This is a genomic window from Streptococcus gallolyticus subsp. gallolyticus DSM 16831 (assembly GCF_002000985.1).
GTDB lineage: Bacteria > Bacillota > Bacilli > Lactobacillales > Streptococcaceae > Streptococcus > Streptococcus gallolyticus.
On the sequence record NZ_CP018822.1, the window covers coordinates 1,687,529 to 1,706,387 of the forward strand.

Here is an 18,859-nt window from a genome sequence, read left to right on the forward strand (position 1 = left end):
TTACAACACCAAAAAGACTTTCTAGCTAAAAAGTCTCTGACTATCCTTAGTCAATTAGTGTTTTCCAATTCTCATCGTAATAAGCAGTAAAGCACATCGCAATCTGCTCTTTCGTTGTCTTAGATTCAGCAAGCTCAGGCAGGTTGTCACACGCAAAATACCCACTTGCTATCGTTTCTAAATTCTTTGTAAAATGCCCACCTTTGGCATGGCATAATGAAAAAATCTTACAAATCTTGTGAGCAGAAACTGGTTGATTGTGTTTTTCACGGTCTTGAATAGCAATCACGCGCTCCAATTCCACATCAAGTCCAGCTTCTTCTTTCACCTCTTTAAGCGTGTTTTCCGCCACAGATTGGTCAACATCACACCAACCACCTGGCAGCGCCCACTTTCCATTAGCTTCTTGCACTAGTAAAATCTTGTCATCTTGAAAAATAGCTGCGCGTGTATCGATTTTTGGGGTTTGATAGCCCGTTTCGTTAGCAAACAAATCAGCCACTTTCTGAGCTGGTAACTGCGATAATTCAGCCATCATTGCAACTGCAATCTCTCGAATTTCCTTAAAACGTTCAATATCATACTTATCGCGACCATAAGCTAGCCCTGCTTGTGCCAAAGATTGCAAACGAACAAGCCAATCAACCCACTTCTTATCATCAACAGTCATTATTTTTCCTTCCACTCGATGCGAGCTTGTGCATGAACAGCACCTTGGGTAACAATTTCATGTTTTGTTATCAAACCATCTGTTTCAACACGTGATTTAATATCATGCCCATAATGGACTTCTTTCACGTATTTGAGGTTAATGTGGTGTGGAATGTGTTCCTCTAAAAACGCCACGTCCAACACATCATACATCCATTCAAGGTATTTGCTATTGTTAACATGACCATTCAAATCAAGGTCAAAAAAGCGAACGTGATAAGTTGTTTCTTCTGGATTTTCCAAGCTTTCGTAACGAGGACCACGAGAGATTTTTTTAATCTTTTCAACATCATAAACGTCAACGATTTCATCAATAACAGGGTGAACCTTTCTGCTATCATAATCCATGAGGACAAAAGTCGAATGAATCGTCATGATTTTATCACCAGATTCACCATAAACATTGAAATCACGGTAACAAAAGAGCTTATTATAAGCCGTAGGTACCGTTTCAATCACGATATTTTCAGTATATTTTGGCAAACGCTCGATTTCAATCGCATACTCTGTGATAATCCAAACAAGATTGTACGTTTGATAAATATAATCATCACTCATCCCCAGACTAAGTGACTGTTTCCCTGAAACTTGCAACACTAACGATAAAAGTTGCGGCAATTTCATGTTGTGATTAATGTCACTTTCGTAAAAAGGTACTTGATAATTTTCTTGATAACTTAATCCCATGTCATTACTCCAATATAAATCTCTCTGCTACCGTGTCTCCTAAAAAGAGACCTTTTTTAGTCATTCGAACCACCTTATCATCTGGCACCAAAAGCCCCTGCTGACAAAGTTCTGTCACGATTTGACCATAACGTTCTTCAAAAGACACGCCAAACTTTTCTTCAAATTTTGCAATGGAAACGCCAGATTTCTTACGCAAGCCCAAGAAAAGTTCTTCTTCCATCATTTCGTCCTTGGTCAAGACCTCCTCTGACAACCTAGCATTTCCTTCAGAAACAGCCTTTAAATAATGTTGAATCGGCCCACGATTACGATAACGAACACCGTTTAAATACCCAGACGCCCCAGCACCGACACCATAATATTCCGCATTATCCCAGTACATCAAATTATGACGACTTTCAAAACCTGGCTTGGTAAAATTAGAAATTTCATAATGCTCAAAGCCATTAGCTTCCAATTCAGCAATAATGTACTCAAACATTTCCGCCTCAAGGTCCTCTTGGGGTAAATTCAATTTTCCACGACGCATTTTATTCATGAAAACCGTGTGATTTTCTAAAATCAAACTATACAAACTCAAATGAGGAATATCCAGCGCTATCGCCTTAGCAACATTTTCCTTAACATCTTCCATTGTCTGACCAGGAAGCGCATAAATTAAATCAATCGAAATATTATCAAAGCCTGCTGTTTTCAAATGGTCAATCGTCGAATAAATTTGCGATTCATTGTGGCTACGCCCAATTCTCTTTAATTGCTTATCATTAAAAGTCTGAACACCAAGCGACACACGATTAACAGCAGATTTCTTCAACACTTCAATCTTGTCATCCGTCAAATCCCCAGGATTTGCTTCAATGGTAAATTCTTCTAAGACGCTCAAATCTAAATGCTTTGTCAAATTCGTCAGCAAATAATCCAATTGCTGCGCGGTAATTGAGGTTGGCGTTCCACCTCCGATATATAAAGTCCGCAATTGTTTAATATCATAACTCTCAAATTCACGAATAAGAGCCTGCAAATAATCGTCAACAGGCTGATTTTTGATAAATACTTTTGAAAAATCACAATAATAACAAATCTGCGTACAAAATGGTATATGAACATAAGCTGATGTTGGTTTTGTTAACATGACGCTATTATAACATTTTTGCCAAGGATAACCAATGACTTTATTACGAAAGAAAAGGAGCAGGCAAAACGCATTTCCCATACTCCTCTTTTTATGAAAATGATTTTAGTCAATACCGATTTCTTTACGAACAACGTCAGCAATGGTATCCACGTAATAGCTTACTTCTTCATCTGTTGGTGCTTCTGCCATGACACGAAGAAGCGGTTCAGTACCACTTGGACGCACTAAAATACGACCATTGCCATTCATTTCAGCTTCCATTTTGCTGATAATATCAGCGATAGGTGGTACTTCCATGGCTTTGCTCTTCATGCTATTTTCAACACGAACATTCACTAATTTTTGTGGGTAAATAGTAACTTCGGCAGCCAATTCAGAAAGTGATTTGCCAGTTTCTTTCATCACTTTTGTCAATTGAATAGCCGTTAACTGACCATCACCTGTTGTGTTATAGTCCAGGATGATAACATGACCTGATTGTTCACCACCAAGGTTGTAACCAGATTTACGCATTTCTTCAACAACGTAACGGTCACCAACTGCTGTAATCGCTTTGTTAATCCCTTCACGGTCAAGCGCCTTGTGGAAACCAAGGTTTGACATAACCGTTGTAACAATAGTGTTGTGAGCTAATTGTCCACGTTCTGATAAATATTTGCCGATAATGTACATGACTTTATCACCGTCAACAATGTCGCCATTTTCATCAACAGCAATCAAACGGTCGCTATCACCGTCGAATGCCAAACCAACTGCTGCGCCAGATTCTTTAACCAATTCTTGCAATTGTTCTGGGTGAGTTGACCCAACGCCATCATTGATGTTAAGACCGTCTGGTTTTTCACCGATAACAGTAATATCAGCATCCAAATCCAAGAAAACATCACGCGCTGATACAGAAGCAGCTCCGTTAGCGGTATCAAGGGCAACTTTCATCCCTTCCAAGCTAACACCTGTTGAAACAAGAAACTTTTCGTATTTACGAAGTCCTTCTGGATAGTCAACTAATGTTCCTAAACCTTCAGCTGAAGGGCGTGGAAGCGTATCTTCTGGAGCGTCAAGTAATGCTTCGATTTCGTCTTCTTGGTCATCAGCCAATTTAAAACCATCGCCACCGAAGAATTTAATCCCATTATCTAATGCAGGATTGTGACTAGCTGAAATCATGACACCAGCGCTCGCTTTTTCTGTACGAACTAGGTAAGATACCCCTGGAGTTGCTAGAACACCAAGCTTGTAAACTTCAATCCCAACAGAAAGAAGCCCAGCAACCAAGGCAGATTCTAACAATTCCCCTGAAATACGTGTGTCACGTGCCACAAATACTTTTGGACGTCCTGTTTCATGCTGACTAAGAACATAGCCACCAAAACGTCCCAATTTAAACGCCAATTCAGGTGTCAATTCGACATTTGCTTCTCCACGAACACCATCTGTACCAAAATATTTTCCCATTATTCTACTAGCGAAAAATCGCTTCCTCCATTACTAAATTCATTTCCTAAGATAATCTAAAATAATAGTTGCATTATAAAAATCACATTTTCATCTTAAATTATCATTAATTCATTAATATATAGTCTTTGCTATTATCTATTATTTTTTCGTTACTGTCAACTGAACAGTCACAACAGAAGGGTCAACAGTCACATTATTTGCTGATAAATTCACGCTGACACTTGTGTCTTTTGTAACATTAGCAATATCAACATTAGCAACAACTTCATCCACCGCATCCAAAGCATCCTGACTACCAGAAATCGTTACTTGGCTTTGGCTTAATTTGTATGAAATGTCAGAGATTTTATCACTCATCTCTCCTGTTGTTTTCACAGTTACTGGAACTGTTTTTGTCAATTTTTTCACGGTCACTTCTAATTTGGCTTTCGAAGGGTTGATAGCACTAGCTAAGATTGTGCCGTCTGCTGCCACAGCCTGCAAGGCTACGCGTCCACTGTAATTACTGTCCAACACTTCTGTTTCTGGCAATTTAGCAACCACATGGTCAATTTGGTCAATAATTGATTCCGAACTTGTAACTTCAACTTCAGAAATATTTGTCGAAACTTTTTTCAACTCATAGCCAGTAGCCAATTGACTAGAATCTACTTCACCTTGAACTTCAAATGTTTTTGTTTTCTTTTTACCGATTGTTACTGAAATGCTACTTGGTGAAGCTGTCGCTGTAACCCCTGACGGCAAATCTGTCACTTGCAAAGGAACGGTCTGTGTCCCCTCACCCAAGTTTGTCAAATCAGCTACTACCTTAAAACTTCTTGTATCACTATTAATCTCAGAATCCAATTTGACACGATTAATCGATGTCAGATAAACCTCTGTTTCATAAGAATAACCACTAATAAAATACTTATCAGTATCATATTTAATATCAATGGGAACATTCTCCAAAGTATGGGTATAAGTTTCTGTTGCCCCCGATACTTGCGAACCTGTCCGTGTGTAATTACTTGATGTGGCTGTTAAAAATAGGAGAATGGAAAAGACAATGGATACAATAACCAACCAAAATTGACTATTGAAAAATTTCTTCATTGTTTCTTCCTCCAAATCTTATGATACCAGTGTTCTTCTTCCTCTACTTCTGTGATTAATTGTGTTCGAAGAATAGCTTCAAAGTTTTCTTTGGTCAAATCGTGTAAAAATTCACCTTTTGACGTAATTGAAATACCACCTGTTTCTTCTGAAACAACAATTGTTAAGGCATCCGAATTCTCTGACAGACCAATCGCTGCGCGGTGACGTGTCCCAAATTCTTTTGAAATCGCCATTGATTCTGACAAAGGAAGATAAGAACAAGCCGTCGCAATTTTATTGCCTCTGATAATGACAGCACCGTCATGCAAAGGCGTATTTGGAATGAAAATATTAATCAATAACTGACTTGAAATATCCGCGTCCAAAGGAATTCCTGTTGAAATATATTCCTGCAAAGTTTGCGTGCGCTCAATTGAGATTAAAGCCCCAATCTTACGCGGACTCATGTAAGCCACCGATTTCACCAGTGCTTCAACCAATTTTTCCTCGTCACTCACTTGCTGTGTTTGTAGGAAAACTTGTGTTGAACGACCAAATTTCTCAAGACCAGAACGAATTTCAGGAGCAAAGATAACCACACCCGCAATAACACCGTAGGTGATGACTTGATTCATCAAGTAAGTAATCGTCGTAAAGCCAATCCATTCAGCTACAAACTTTAGTAAAATGAAGAACACGACCCCTTGAATCAAGGACATGATTTTCGTACCCGCAAGGGCTTTGATTAAACGATAAATAAAATACGCAACAATTAAAATATCCAAAATGTGAACGACAATTGTCCATGGGTTTTCAACTAAAGTTGCCCAAAATTTAGCATCAATAGCCGTAAAATTACTCATACATGCATCTCTTTTCTCTAACTAATTAAAACTACCTTTCTATTATACCACGTTTAAAACAGATTTTCTTTATTAGAATATATCTTTTTGTGGTACAATATTTCTATGAAAGTAAACACACTTATGGGAATCACGGCTGGGAAGTCAGCTCACTTTGTCCTTTCAAAAATGGGACGTGGCTCAACCTTGCCTGGAAAAATCGCCCTCAAATTCGACAAAGATATTTTAGACACTATCGCTAAAGATTATGAAATCGTTGTGGTAACAGGAACAAACGGTAAAACTTTGACCACTGCTCTTACAGTTGGGATTTTACGTGAAACTTTTGGTGAAATCGTCACAAATCCAAGCGGTGCCAATATGATTACTGGGATTACTTCAACTTTCTTGACAGCCAAAAAAGCCAAATCTGGTAAAAAAATTGCCGTGCTTGAAATCGACGAAGCTAGTCTGCCAAAAATCACAGAATACATCACACCAAGTCTCTTTGTATTCACCAATATTTTCCGTGACCAAATGGACCGTTACGGTGAAATTTATACCACTTACCAAATGATTTTAGACGGTGCTGCCAAAGCTCCAACAGCAACAATCTTAGCCAACGGAGACAGCCCACTTTTCAATTCTACAAACGTGGTAAATCCTGTTAAATATTATGGCTTTGATACTGAAAAACACACTCCAGAACTCGCACACTATAATACCGAAGGCATTTTGTGCCCACAATGTCAGCAAATTCTAAAATACAAATTGAACACCTATGCAAACCTTGGTGATTATGTCTGTGAAAATTGTGGTTTCCACCGTCCAAAACTCGATTATGCCTTGACAGAATTGACGAAAATCACCAATACAACTTCTGAATTTGTCATTGACGGTCAAGATTACAAAATCAACGTCGGTGGCCTCTATAACATTTATAACGCTCTTGCTGCGGTGTCTGTTGCTGAATTTTTCGAAGTTGCTCCTGAAAAAATTAAAGCTGGTTTTGATAAGAGTCGCGCCGTCTTTGGACGCCAAGAAACCTTTAAAATCGGTGATAAATCTTGTACCTTGGTTCTCATTAAAAACCCAGTTGGCGCTAGTCAAGCACTTGATATGATAAAATTAGCCCCTTATCCATTTACACTTTCTGTCCTACTCAATGCCAATTACGCTGACGGAATTGATACCAGTTGGATTTGGGATGCTAACTTCGAGGCTGTTTTAGATATGGATATTCCTCAAGCATTTGCAGGCGGTGTTCGTCATTCTGAAATTGCTCGTCGTTTGCGTGTGACAGGCTACGATGAAAACAACATCACCGAAGCCGAAAGTCTCGAGGAGATTATGGCATTAATTGAATCACAAACAACTGAGCACGCCTATATCCTTGCAACTTATACCGCTATGTTGCAATTCCGAGAAATTCTAGCTAGTCGCCATGCCGTTGGAAAGGAGATGAATTAAAATGACTTACACTTCGCTACAATCTCCTAACACAAAAGATTACAACTATGAGTTAAACGTTGCCCACCTTTACGGCAATCTGATGAATACCTACGGTGACAATGGTAATATCCTCATGATGAAATATGTCGGTGAAAAGCTTGGAGCTAAAATGACCTTTGACATTGTTTCATTAGGAGATACCTTTGACGCTGATTACTACGATATGGTTTTCTTTGGTGGTGGTCAAGACTATGAACAAACTATTGTCGCCAAAGACCTTCCAAGTAAGAAAGAAGCCATTGCTGACTTCATCAACAAAGACAAAGTCATTCTAGCTATCTGTGGTGGTTTCCAACTCCTTGGTCAATACTATGTTCAAGCCAATGGTGAAAAAATCAATGGTATTGGTGTTATGGGACATTACACCCTCAACCAAGAAAATAATCGTTTCATCGGAGATATCAAAATTCATAACGATGAATTTAACGAAACTTACTATGGTTTTGAAAATCACCAAGGTCGAACATTCTTGTCTGATGACGAAAAACCACTTGGTATCTGCGTTTACGGAAATGGTAACAACAAAGAGGACGGCACTGAAGGTGTTCATTATAAAAATGTCTATGGCAGCTACTTCCACGGACCTATCCTCTCACGTAATGCCAACCTTGCTTACCGCCTAGTGACAACAGCTCTAAAAAATAAATACGGTTCTAGTATTACACTACCAAGTTACGATGACATTCTTTCAAAAGAAGTTGCCGAAGAGTATGCCGATACTAAAAGTAAAGCCGAATTTGAAAAATAACCTTAAAAGGATTGCAGTTTATCGCAGTCCTTTTTGTTTGTAGTCAAGCTTCCTAATTACCATAACAAAGTCACCTTAATCAAAAATTAAGCACTTTTAAAGCAGAGATGATTAGGTATTAAACAACCTCTAGCCATATTTAAATTTAAATCACAGAATTCAGCTACCCTTTATACACAAAAAAGAGCCTATCCGAAATAGATAGGCTCTTAAAACGTTGATATATCAACGATTATTTTTTAAGGTTGTAGAATGATTTCAATCCACGGTATTCAGCTACTTCACCAAGTTGGTCTTCGATACGAAGCAATTGGTTGTATTTAGCGATACGGTCAGTACGTGAAAGTGAACCAGTTTTAATTTGACCAGCGTTAGTTGCAACTGCGATGTCAGCGATTGTTGAATCTTCAGTTTCACCTGAACGGTGTGATACAACGGCAGTGTAACCAGCTTCTTTAGCCATTTCGATAGCTTCGAATGTTTCAGTCAAAGTACCGATTTGGTTAACTTTGATAAGGATTGAGTTAGCAGCTTCTTCTTTGATACCACGTTCAAGGTATGAAGTGTTAGTTACGAAGAAGTCATCACCGACCAATTGAACACGTTTACCAAGACGTTTAGTAAGTTCTTTCCATCCGTCCCAGTCGTTTTCGTCCATTGCATCTTCGATTGTGATGATTGGGTATTTGTTAACCAATTCTTCGATGTAATCGATTTGTTCTGAAGCAGTACGTTTAGCTCCGCCTTCACCTTCGAATTTAGTGTAGTCATAGATTCCGTTATCGTAGAATTCTGATGAAGCACAGTCAAATCCAAGGAATACATCTTCACCTGGTTTGTAACCAGCAGTTTCGATAGCTTTGATGATTGTTTCTACGGCATCTTCAGTTCCGTCAAATTTAGGAGCAAATCCACCTTCGTCACCAACAGCTGTTTCAAGACCACGTTCTTTAAGGATTTTCTTAAGAGTGTGGAAGATTTCAGCACCCCAACGAAGAGCTTCTTTGAATGTAGGTGCACCAGCAGGTACGATCATGAATTCTTGGAAAGCGATTGGAGCGTCTGAGTGAGAACCACCGTTGATGATGTTCATCATTGGAGTTGGAAGAACTTTAGTGTTGAAACCACCAAGGTAGCTGTAAAGTGGAACTTCAAGGTAGTCTGCTGCTGCACGAGCTACGGCAATAGAAACACCAAGGATAGCATTTGCACCGAGTTTACCTTTGTTTGGAGTACCATCAAGAGCGATCATTGCACGGTCGATAGCTTGTTGGTCACGAACATCGAAACCGATGATTGCTTCAGCGATGATGTTGTTAACGTTGTCAACAGCTTTTTGAGTACCAAGACCGTTGTAACGAGATTTGTCTCCGTCACGAAGTTCAACTGCTTCGTGTTCACCAGTAGAAGCTCCAGAAGGAACCATACCACGTCCGAATGCACCTGATTCAGTGTAAACTTCTACTTCAAGTGTTGGGTTACCGCGTGAGTCAAGGACTTCGCGAGCGTAAACATCAGTAATAATTGACATTATGTTACTCTCCTTATGAGTTTTTAATATTTTTACACTAAAATAATACCATAATATCGCCACTTAGGCAAATAAAAACGAGAAATTTTGAAAAACCAATTTAACTTTCATGCCCTTTTTTCAAAATACTTTATGCGCTTACGGCTGAGAAATGACAGTTTAGTAAATTTAACTTATAATGAAGTTAAGAAATAATCGAGGTTAATAGTATGAGTGATTTAGAAAGTAAAGTTTTACATGCTGCTGCAGGGGAAAATCGACTTAATCCTGATGAACAACGACGCTATTTTGGAACATTTGCCGAACGTGTGGTCTTGTCAATACCGCTTGATGACAGTCGTTTGGAAGATACTAAAGAACGTTTCGAGGATATTTTAAAACATCTAGCGAGTGATTATGACACGCTATTTGTCAAAATTTCGCCAAAATTAGCGGTTGCCGACCAATGTTACTATATGAAAATAGCGCAAAATCTTGAAATTCAAGCAACAATCGTTGATGAAAAAAATGCGCATTCACCTTATGGGATTATCGTTCATTCGAATCAAGCTGAAAATGTTGATAATCCACTGTTAGCAGTGCGTTTTCCACAAGCACATGACAAACCAAAAGAAGCCCCTAAAAAGGGCTTCTGGTCAAAATTATTCAATAAAGATTAACGTTTGGTAAAGGCTAGTAGATTGCCAATATTTTGGGCGGTGCGTTCTAGATTTTGAGGTGCCTGCGCTAGCGTATTTTCCAAAGAATCGACGCCTGAGATAATCGGAAAAGCTGCTTGAATATTAGCAACTGGAAAGTCTGGCAAATCATCTTTTAAGCTACCGCAAATGGCAATAACTAATTTGCCTCTTGGCGTACGACTAGCAACGCCAACAGGGGCTTTCCCAGACAAACTTTGCTTATCCATGCGTCCCTCACCAACAATGACGACATCCGCAACTTGGACTCGACGGTCAAAGTTAAGCATATCAAGGACTGCGTCGATACCAGAGATAATTCGTCCGCCAGTAAACGCAGCTAGCCCTGCTGCCATTCCGCCGCCTGCTCCTGCTCCCGCTAAATCAAGGATTACTGGGAAGAAGCTTTGGTAAAATTGCTCCATATCCTTATCTACACTTGCAAATTTTTCGTTTGCAAGCCCTTTTTGTCCACCAAAAACGTAGGTTGCGCCATTAGGACCGCATAGTGGATTGGTAACGTCAGTAATAATTGTTAGCTCAACTTGTGATAAATCCCAATGGTAATCTTCATAGGAAATCGTTGTGATGTTTCCAAGATTATCACCAACTGCAGCAACTTCTTGACCAGACTCGTCAAAGAAACGATAGCCTAATCCTGCTGCCATTCCAATACCACCATCATTAGTGGAACTGCCGCCAACGCCAATCATGATTTCTTTGATACCAAGGTCAACAAGGTGTCCAATCATTTCACCGACACCTTTTGTCGTTAATGTTAACGGATTGCGCTTATCAAGTGGAACTTTTTCCAAGCCACATATATCAGCCATTTCAAAAACAGCTAATTGACCATTGGTCGCATAGTGAGCTTCCACAGGCTGACCTAATGCTCCCGTAACAATATGGCTATCACGCCTTAGGTGCAAGCCATCAGTTAAGGTCTCCAAGGTTCCTTCGCCACCGTCGCCAATCGGCATTAAGTCAAAAGTCGCATTTGGCAGTGCTTTTTTAAATCCCCTTTGAATGGTTTTTGCCGCATCGAGGGCAGATAAACTTTCCTTAAATGAATCGGGTGCTATCAATATGTGCATGGTACCAACTCCCCTTCATATGTTACTATATATAATACTATTATATAATTTTTTGAACGAAAGAGGTTAGAAAAACATGGAAAAATGGGATGCTTATTTAGCAAATGGGCAAAAAACAGGTTGTATCTTAACGCGTGGTCAGTCAATTCCTGATGATTTGTACCACTTGGCAGTAGATTGTTTGGTGCAACATGTTGACAATGATATTTTGTTTGTGCAAAGACATTTAGAAAAAGAGGCTTTTCCAGGATTTTTTGAAGCTAGTGCAGGCGGATCTGCTCTTTATGGTGAGGATTCTAAACAAGCTGTTCGACGTGAGTTACTGGAAGAAACTGGGCTTGTACCAGTTGAATTAACATTTTCAAAAAGGACTGTTTACAAAGATGACAACTGTATCATGGATAGCTACCTTGCTCTGGTAAATTCTCCCAAAGATACCATAACTCTCCAAAATAGCGAAACCATTTCGTACCAATGGGTGGCAAAAGAAAAGTTAAAAGCATTTTTAGAAACACACCCAGTCGTTCCACGACACCGCTTACTGATAGAAACATTATTTTTAGATGATTAAGAGGCTAGGATTTTATCCCTAACCTCTCTTTTTGTGCCTACTGTAAGTTATTCTGATTTTTTGCGGCGTTTGAGTTCGAGCAAAGCTATGCTTGCTAGGCTTAAAACACCTGCAAAGGTAAGAAGTGTGCCATCTTTTTCACCTGTCGCTGGTAAAGTATCAGCAGCATCAGTACTTGATAGTGTTTCAAGATTGGCATCTACTGTGATAGGTGTAGTTGTCGTTTCCACGACAGAAGCTTGCGCTTGGTCATCAGGTGTCACGCCATTTTCAGCTGAGGTTTGTGTTGCCATAGCTGATGATGATTGAGCAGCTTCTTGAGCATAAATAATGCCGTATTGACTAAAATGTTCCGTATCAAAGATGACAAATTTCAATGTTTGTCCTGCCACAGTACGGCTGATTTCTTCAAATGCTAGTGACTGTGGTTGTCCATTTTCTGGGAGATAAAAGACTTGAGCAACAGTCTTGCCAGCATCAATTGGTAAAATAACTCGCGCTGTTTTTGTAATAGCTAAGACATTTCCAAAATCGTCAGTTGGCTGAATATCAAACAAATCGTAATCTGTTCCTTTTAGAACTTCTGGTGTTTTGACATCATTTGTTTCTTGGTGACTTACCTTAATTTTCTTGATGTCATCACGTTCACCTGCTCCTAAAATAACGCTAACACCACTTGCTTCATCATAAAGTGTACGTTCCGTTTCAGCGCTAGCTTTTTTCAAACGTAAAATGGTAGCTGTTAGTGGCTCGATGGTTAATCCTGTTTCAGTCATTGTGACACCGCTTGGATTTTCTATCGCTTCTACTCCTGCTTGCTTACCATCCGCAATGATTTCAGCTGATAGGAGATTTCGGTAATCATCTGTCAATACAAAATCACGCGCCACGGTATCTGCATTGATAAAAACAGCGTAAATATCGCCATTGCTAGCAATTGTTTGATAAGCAATAATCAAATCTTCTTGCCCAACACCATTTTCATTTGGAATGGTTATCAAGCTCACATTGCGGTCAACTTCTTCTTTGGTTTTAAGCGTAAAAGCATCTGTTGAGCGGCGAATGGCAATCAAACCTTTTGTATAAGCTTGGCTTTGCGTATTTTCTGGGTAAGCTTCGCTATCTGTGGCTTTAGCCCAATCAAAATGATTAATCGCATCTGTCGAATCATAAGAATCACTGATGAAATATGGGTATTCAAACGGTGTGCCGTCAGCATTGGTCAACAAATCAGATTTTGCTGGCACTTTATCTGCTGAAACTGGTGTCTTGTAATCCTCGTCAAGGAATTGTTTCGTACGACCGTACTCTTGACCAGAATGAATAAAGGCAGTTCCTTGTGATGTCAAGACAATAAGGTTTCCTAAACGCAAACGACGTTGGATTTCTGCCTCATTTTCAGCAACAGCTGGGTCTTTTTGAATGGATTTTGCAATCACATCATGAAGCGTTAAATTGTCATGAGCAGCAATGTATTGAATCACATCACCTGGGTCATCTGCGGTGAAATTGCTTGGCTGAGCTTTAATATTATTAAAGAGTGTTTGCAAATCTTTTGCGCCACCTGTAATAAATGCTGCCGCTCCTTCACTTGGATAACCTGATTTGAGGAGGTTACGAATGTCATCAGAGAAAGAAGCGACGCTATCAGTTTGTGACATCCAAGTCTGGTCTGCTGGTTGTCGGCTATCATTAGCATCTCCAACATAAGAAATCCAGCCCTCGCCAAGCATGATAATATTCGGATTCAGTGCTTTAGCCGTATCATATGCCATTTGCACCGTTTCGGCATCCAAATCTCCCATCATATCAAAACGGAAACCGTCAACTTTGAACTCATCAACCCAATAAGCAATTGAATCAAGCACCAAACGTCTTGTCATATAATGCGTTGTTCCTGGGCGACCGCCACCAAAGCTTGTTTTAGCTGTTCCATCAGCTTCCATGAAATGATAATAATTTGGCTCCAAATCTTCAAGAATAGCAAGGTCAGCTGTGTGATTGTAAACCACATCAAGAATAACACCCATCCCACGTTTATGGATTTCAGCAATCAAATTCTTGAATTCCTCAATGCGTTTTGCTGGGTCAGTTGGGTCTTCTGAATACATTCCTGTCAAAGCAAAGTAGCTCTGTGGGTCATATCCCCAGTTATAATTCGTATTGCTAGAAGCATAGTCCGTCAAACGCTCAGCATTCGCCAATTCATTGACATAATAATAGCTCATCACTGGCAAAAGTTGAATATGCGTCACGCCAAGCTCTTGAAGGTAATCTAATTTTTCAACAAAGGCTGCAAAAGTCCCAAATTGATGTTGGAGTTCATCTGAAATAGCGGTATCTGATGTGAAATCACGAACGTGTGCTTCGTAAATAATAGCATCTTCACGGTCTGTGTATCCGCTAATATCAGCATAGGTCAATTCTTGATTGCCAATTGTACTAGTATCTACAATCGCAGCTTTTGCTACCTTGTATGACGGGTCAGTTCCAATCAAATCACTATTCCATTCCGCTAATGATTTGGCATAAGGGTCAAGTGCGAGAACCGTTTCATCTCCACGTGTGATTTCATAATGATAATAATAACCACGATAATCAGAAACACCAAGACCTGATTCTTGCGTCAAAGCTGCTGACCATTCGCCCTTATCACCTTTAACCATAGCAATCTTTCCAACAACCTTAGTTTGGTCATCTTTATCATAAAGAACCACCGAAACACTATCTGCACTTGGTGACCAAACGGTCAAATCAACACGCGCTCCTTCTTCTGATACGCGCGCGCCTAACTCACCATCATAGGCATAAAGAGAATCTGTATATTGCCAATTGGTCTTAGCTTGATAGTCATCACCAGCATAACTAACCGTGTATGGTGCTAAAAGTTGTGAAAAATCACCAACAATCGTTAACTGATTAGCTTCAGGATTCAATACAAGGTCAGAAATAGTCATCAGATTACCATCTTTATCAGTTACCTTAACATTTTCAAACAAGTCATCCTTATCAGCGTCAGCTAAATTGCTAACGATAGCAACAATCTCTGTCGGACTTGTTTGCTGAGCTGATGTCAAACGAACAGTGCTTACAAAATATGGATTCGTGTAAATTGTCTTATCCTCGTCTTTCAAGAAAATTTGTGTGTGATTAGCTAAATCTTTAAAGCTATAATTGTCTGGCTGAATTTTGGCATCATCGCCCTCCTTAGACTCATCTAGTAAGAGAAATCCAAGTTCATTGAAATCTGATAGAGCAATATCCATATAAACGCCGTATTTACCTACATTTTCAAAATCAATGCCGTCTGGCCATGACCCCAAACGGTCTGTAACGGAAGAATCAACACTTCCCCAAAGCCAAAGCGCTAAATTGTCATAATTACCATCACTGCGATAGTAATTAATTCGAATCATTCCTTCTTCAAGTGGTTCGTAATAATTGATCGCGTAGTTCTCATCAAACCAAACTTCATTCATCTCTTGACTGATTAAATTGACAACTTTATCGCCTGTCAAATTATCACCATTGGTATTATTGATGAGCAACCCTACTTTCTGACGATTTCCGTCCACCAATTTCACATCAATATAATAGCCATAGCTATCTTGTTTTAGATTGGATAAATTGATAGCGCCATTTGGCCAAGATTCTGACGGTGTTTCAACGTCTTCCCAAGTCCACAATCCCAAACTAGACAAATCATCTGTCGGCAAGGTTTTAAAATGAATGCGAATGGTATTTTCGGCAATTGGTTCTTCTTCAGTTTGTGCAATAAAAGCAGACGTAATTGCCCCTGTTGACACTTTAAGAAGCATGGTACCGCCAGCTGAAATGGCTGGTGTTTCAAGGTCAAGATAATAAGCGCCATCTTCGCCAAGCACCGCTTGGTAAGTTTGACCGCTATAATAATCTGTCACCACGGCATCATCAGACAATAACAAACGAAGAGTCTGGCTTTCATCTTTAAGATTATACAAAATGTACGCAGCATCCGTATCATTTTCACGTTTAGCCAGTAGCCATTGTTGACTATCATTAACCGCTACCGTGCTATGGCTACCACGTGCTAACAATTCGCTGTTGTCACGACGAAAGGCTAATAATTTTTGGTAATGTTCCAAAACATCATTGCCCTCAACATCATCCCAGTCAAACTCGTAACGATTATCGTAATAAGGCCAGTTATTGGCACCAGATTGACCAAGTTCCTCACCATAATAAATCACAGGCTGACCTTTGGCGGTCAATAAGAGCGTTGCAGCAACTTTTAATTTGGAAAGGTCACCACCAATGCTATAAAGGAAACCATCTTCGTCATGACTGCCAAGGAATTGTGCCAAAGTGTAAGAACTTGTCAACACATCATTACGCGCGATTAATTCTTCATTGGCTTGTTTCAGATTGCCATTAACAAGCAACTTCGCAATATCTTTAAAGCCAAAGTCCAGTAAGCTATCCATACTGCCAGTACCCAAGTCGCCTTTGGTGTCCTTATAGCTCGCTCCCCAACTTTCACCTACCAGATGAAAATCCGCATCTTTCAGCGCTAGCTCATTTTTAAAATATTGCCAAGTAGTGTCATCAACGTGCTTGACAGTATCTACACGAAAGGCATAGATACTATTGCCTTTGGCAGTTGTTGACTTTTCAAGCCAAGCTGTTTGCCATGCTACCAACTGCTCACGGACAGTTTCTTCTTCAGTTTTGAAATCAGGCAGACCAGATTGTGAACCTTGAATGTCGTCGCCCTTGTCCTCCTCTGCTGTCCGAACCATACCTGCAAATGTTTCTTCCGTACCATAACCAGAATGGTTCAAAACCACATCTACAATAATATTGATACCACGCTCTGCCGCTTCGTCAATTAATTCATGGAAATCATCAAGTGTTCCAAGATGTGGATTGAGCGCTTCAAAATCACTTGCCCAATAACCATGATAAGCATAGTATTCCATGCCTTCTTCGGTACCCACATTTTGTGGAATATTCTCCACGATTGGTGTTACCCAAATGCTCGTTACGCCTAGTTCCTTGAGATAATCTAATTTTGCTGTTACGCCTTTGAAATCCCCACCTTTATAAGTACCAGCTTGGTTAATTGCTCCAGCATAATCTTGATTGTAAGGATTGTCATTGCTAGTATCACCATTATAAAAACGATCTGTCAGCATGAAGTAAATCACTTGTTCATCCCAATCAAGTTCACCTTCTTGCTTAACACGTTCTGTAATGGTTACCGTAACAGTTGTATCATAATAGCCGTTGTCACTATCATAAACACGGACAGGTAAGTCATAGTCTCCAGGCGTTGTGTCAGAAGTTGCTGTGATTGTCACACGATTAAGCTCAGGCGAAATTTCAATAATGCCTCCACCAATTGCTGTTGTATCCACTTGCATACGTGTAATGTCAACATTTTCAGGATTCGTAACAACAACATCAATCAAGTCGGTTTCGTTATAATTAAACGAACGATAACTGCTGGCTGATACAGTCACTTGATGAACACCAGGCGTGGCTTTTGAAAAATCTTGCCCAGTAACTGTCGCAATATAATATGGGTTGGTGTAAACTGTCGTATCATCATTGTGCAAGAAGATTTGGCTATGACTATCGCGTTCTGAGAAGCTCAAATCAATCGTTTTATTGCCGACACCGTCTGGGTCATTTTGATTAACCAATAAAAAGCCAATGTTAGAATCTAATAATTTTGATAGCGGAACATCAACATAACGTCCGTATGCTCCCTCTTGCGTGAAATCAAGGGCATCAGTTGGCCAAGTTGAAACTTCACCTGCCACATCTCCCCATACCCAAACGCCCCAACCATCATAATCGCCGTCATCACGTTGGTAATTTATTCGAATAATACTATCATCAGCTAGAGGTTTGTAGGTATATGTCTTAAAATCAGAGGTCACCCAAACTTCGTTAACATCTTGAGATAAAGGCGTTATATTCTGGTCAGAATCGCTGATTTTCTCACCATTTTTTAAGAGAAGGTAGCCAATCTCACCATGGCTAGCAGTCTGTTTGACATCAATGTAGTAGCCAAAATCATCTTTTTGGTTTTCTGAAAAAGCCATTGCGGCTGCTGGCCAATTATTCCCGTCAGACGGTTCAGCAACAGCACCCCAAGTCCATAAACTATACTGACTAAAATTGTCATCAGTCACTTCTTGAAAATGCACTCGAATGGTATCTTCTGCAATGGCAGGTGCCGTATTCTCAGCAGTTTCTGGTGTGGCGTTAAGAAGTGTAACCTCACTAGTTTGTGTAGTGTTTTCAGCAGTTGCATCCGTTGCTAACTGGTCAAGGCTAGTAGTGTCATTACTCGCCTCTTGAACATTAACTTCTGCTACGTTTTCAATTGTGACTACTTCCTCAACAGCTTGGTCAACATCAGTTTCAGCCGTAGCAATTTGAGTATTATCTTCGCTAACTATTGATTCAACATTTTCAACTTCAATTTGCGTATCAGCCTCAACTTGTGTGTCAGCCAAGGTATCAGTCTCACTTTGTGCGACATCAATAGCTTGCTCTGCTATTTCCGATTGATTTGCTACCAATTCCGTTGCTGTTTCAGCGCTGATTTGGTCAGCAGAGACGCTATTTGCTAAACTGGCACTCCAAAAAAGAGCCGTCGCAATAGCAACAGAAGCAACGCCAACTTTTAGTTTACGAATTCCAAAAAACTGCCGTTTTTCAAGAAAAGAAAGCCGACTTACCTTTTTCATATAGAACCTCCGTATCTTTCAACATAATGATTTTTTATGCTTTCAGTATATAAAATGTTTTAAAATTACGCAA

The 18,859-nt window shown here is 39.8% G+C and carries 13 protein-coding genes; 4 read left to right on the forward strand and 9 right to left on the reverse strand.

Going from position 1 to position 18,859, the window contains the following annotated elements; genetic code table 11:
* Positions 1-46: 46 nt before the first annotated feature.
* The 6 genes from BTR42_RS08430 to cdaA form a co-directional block, all read right to left on the reverse strand.
* The gene (locus BTR42_RS08430; protein WP_043878582.1) at positions 47-670 is read right to left on the reverse strand and encodes an NUDIX hydrolase N-terminal domain-containing protein; all 624 of its coding nucleotides are present in this window, start codon (positions 668-670) and stop codon (positions 47-49) included.
* Positions 670-1,398: an acyl-ACP thioesterase domain-containing protein gene (locus BTR42_RS08435; RefSeq protein ID WP_077497326.1), complete on the reverse strand. Its 729-nt coding sequence runs from the start codon at positions 1,396-1,398 to the stop codon at positions 670-672. The genes BTR42_RS08430 and BTR42_RS08435 overlap by 1 nt, the downstream gene beginning before the upstream one ends.
* Positions 1,399-1,402: 4 nt before the next feature.
* Complete coding sequence (gene hemW / locus BTR42_RS08440; RefSeq protein WP_043878665.1) at positions 1,403-2,533, reverse strand: radical SAM family heme chaperone HemW; 1,131 nt, start codon at positions 2,531-2,533, stop codon at positions 1,403-1,405.
* A 105-nt stretch (positions 2,534-2,638) separates the two neighbouring features.
* Positions 2,639-3,991: a phosphoglucosamine mutase gene (glmM, locus tag BTR42_RS08445; RefSeq protein WP_009854547.1), complete on the reverse strand. Its 1,353-nt coding sequence runs from the start codon at positions 3,989-3,991 to the stop codon at positions 2,639-2,641.
* Positions 3,992-4,132: 141 nt separating this feature from the next.
* Positions 4,133-5,089 (reverse strand): CdaR family protein, encoded by a 957-nt coding sequence (locus BTR42_RS08450; RefSeq protein ID WP_009854548.1) that lies wholly within the window; start codon positions 5,087-5,089, stop codon positions 4,133-4,135.
* A complete protein-coding gene (gene cdaA, locus BTR42_RS08455; RefSeq protein WP_003065571.1) occupies positions 5,086-5,934 on the reverse strand; it encodes a diadenylate cyclase CdaA in 849 nt (282 codons plus the stop codon). The genes BTR42_RS08450 and cdaA overlap by 4 nt, the downstream gene beginning before the upstream one ends.
* A gap of 105 nt (positions 5,935-6,039) precedes the next feature.
* Between cdaA and murT the strand changes: the two genes are divergently transcribed.
* Entirely contained in the window at positions 6,040-7,383 is a 1,344-nt protein-coding gene (murT, locus tag BTR42_RS08460; protein ID WP_009854549.1) for a lipid II isoglutaminyl synthase subunit MurT, read from the forward strand.
* Position 7,384: 1 nt separating this feature from the next.
* Positions 7,385-8,173, forward strand: coding sequence for a lipid II isoglutaminyl synthase subunit GatD (gene gatD, locus BTR42_RS08465; RefSeq protein WP_012962182.1), 789 nt, complete (start codon positions 7,385-7,387; stop codon positions 8,171-8,173).
* 232 nt (positions 8,174-8,405) lie between these two features.
* Here the strand turns inward: gatD and eno are convergent, their stop codons facing one another.
* A complete protein-coding gene (gene eno, locus BTR42_RS08470) occupies positions 8,406-9,704 on the reverse strand; it encodes a surface-displayed alpha-enolase (RefSeq protein ID WP_012962183.1) in 1,299 nt (432 codons plus the stop codon).
* Positions 9,705-9,913: 209 nt separating this feature from the next.
* On the opposite strand from eno, the gene BTR42_RS08475 reads away from it, so the two are divergent.
* A complete protein-coding gene (locus tag BTR42_RS08475; protein WP_009854552.1) occupies positions 9,914-10,363 on the forward strand; it encodes a YueI family protein in 450 nt (149 codons plus the stop codon).
* Here the strand turns inward: BTR42_RS08475 and BTR42_RS08480 are convergent.
* Positions 10,360-11,475, reverse strand: coding sequence for a glycerate kinase (locus BTR42_RS08480; RefSeq protein ID WP_009854553.1), 1,116 nt, complete (start codon positions 11,473-11,475; stop codon positions 10,360-10,362). The genes BTR42_RS08475 and BTR42_RS08480 overlap by 4 nt on opposite strands.
* 76 nt (positions 11,476-11,551) lie before the next feature.
* On the opposite strand from BTR42_RS08480, the gene BTR42_RS08485 reads away from it, so the two are divergent.
* Positions 11,552-12,046 carry an NUDIX hydrolase gene (locus tag BTR42_RS08485; protein WP_009854554.1) on the forward strand — a complete coding sequence of 165 codons (495 nt, stop codon included), beginning with the start codon at positions 11,552-11,554 and terminating at the stop codon, positions 12,044-12,046.
* Between the two features lie 47 nt (positions 12,047-12,093).
* Here BTR42_RS08485 and BTR42_RS08490 read toward each other — a convergent pair whose 3' ends face one another.
* The gene (locus tag BTR42_RS08490) at positions 12,094-18,786 is read right to left on the reverse strand and encodes a pullulanase (RefSeq protein ID WP_077497328.1); all 6,693 of its coding nucleotides are present in this window, start codon (positions 18,784-18,786) and stop codon (positions 12,094-12,096) included.
* Positions 18,787-18,859: the final 73 nt, after the last annotated feature.

Bases quoted from the DNA above. Each gene is read 5' to 3' on its own strand.
- BTR42_RS08435 (WP_077497326.1), bottom strand. From the start codon at position 1,398: ATGGGATTAAGTTATCAAGAAAATTATCAAGTACCTTTTTACGAAAGT.
- BTR42_RS08480 (WP_009854553.1), bottom strand. From the start codon at position 11,475: ATGCACATATTGATAGCACCCGATTCATTTAAGGAAAGTTTATCTGCC.
- murT (WP_009854549.1), top strand. From the start codon at position 6,040: ATGAAAGTAAACACACTTATGGGAATCACGGCTGGGAAGTCAGCTCAC.
- BTR42_RS08475 (WP_009854552.1), top strand. From the start codon at position 9,914: ATGAGTGATTTAGAAAGTAAAGTTTTACATGCTGCTGCAGGGGAAAAT.
- glmM (WP_009854547.1), bottom strand. From the start codon at position 3,991: ATGGGAAAATATTTTGGTACAGATGGTGTTCGTGGAGAAGCAAATGTC.
- BTR42_RS08450 (WP_009854548.1), bottom strand. From the start codon at position 5,089: ATGAAGAAATTTTTCAATAGTCAATTTTGGTTGGTTATTGTATCCATT.
- hemW (WP_043878665.1), bottom strand. From the start codon at position 2,533: ATGTTAACAAAACCAACATCAGCTTATGTTCATATACCATTTTGTACG.
- cdaA (WP_003065571.1), bottom strand. From the start codon at position 5,934: ATGAGTAATTTTACGGCTATTGATGCTAAATTTTGGGCAACTTTAGTT.
- eno (WP_012962183.1), bottom strand. From the start codon at position 9,704: ATGTCAATTATTACTGATGTTTACGCTCGCGAAGTCCTTGACTCACGC.
- BTR42_RS08485 (WP_009854554.1), top strand. From the start codon at position 11,552: ATGGAAAAATGGGATGCTTATTTAGCAAATGGGCAAAAAACAGGTTGT.
- gatD (WP_012962182.1), top strand. From the start codon at position 7,385: ATGACTTACACTTCGCTACAATCTCCTAACACAAAAGATTACAACTAT.
- BTR42_RS08490 (WP_077497328.1), bottom strand. From the start codon at position 18,786: ATGAAAAAGGTAAGTCGGCTTTCTTTTCTTGAAAAACGGCAGTTTTTT.
- BTR42_RS08430 (WP_043878582.1), bottom strand. From the start codon at position 670: ATGACTGTTGATGATAAGAAGTGGGTTGATTGGCTTGTTCGTTTGCAA.